At 67.7% G+C, this 437-nt stretch carries 1 protein-coding gene; it reads left to right on the top strand.

What is annotated here, in order from left to right; all coding sequences use genetic code 11:
- Nucleotides 1–437: integrase core domain-containing protein (locus tag QC385_RS43870; RefSeq protein ID WP_279547001.1), on the top strand; the 437-nt coding region annotated here is incomplete at its 5' end.

Here is a 437-nt window from a genome sequence, read left to right as displayed (position 1 = left end):
ACTCCGCCGTCGATGACCACTCCCGCCTCGCCTACAGCGAGATCCACCCGGACGAGAAGGCCGCCACCTGCGCCGACTTCCTGCGCAGGGCCGCGGCCTTCTACGCCGCTCACGGCATCCGCCGCATTGAGCGAGTTCTGACCGACAACGCCTGGCCCTACCGCAAGAGCTTCGCCTGGCGGCAAGCACTGGCCGACCTCGGCGCGGCCGGCAAACGCACCCGCGCCTACCGGCCGCAGACCAACGGCAAGGTCGAACGCTTCAACCGCACCCTGCTCGACGAATGGGCCTACCAGCGGCCCTACACCAGTAACACCGAACGCACCGCGGCCCTGGCAGACTTCCTGCACACCTACAACCACCACCGCTGCCACACCGCACTCGGCGGCCACCCACCCATCTCCCGCGTGAACAACGCTCCAGGTCAATACACCTAG

It is taken from the genome of Streptomyces sp. DH10 (assembly GCF_029813805.1).
Classification (GTDB): domain Bacteria; phylum Actinomycetota; class Actinomycetes; order Streptomycetales; family Streptomycetaceae; genus Streptomyces; species Streptomyces coeruleofuscus.
This window is presented reverse-complemented; position numbering and strand designations above follow the sequence as displayed.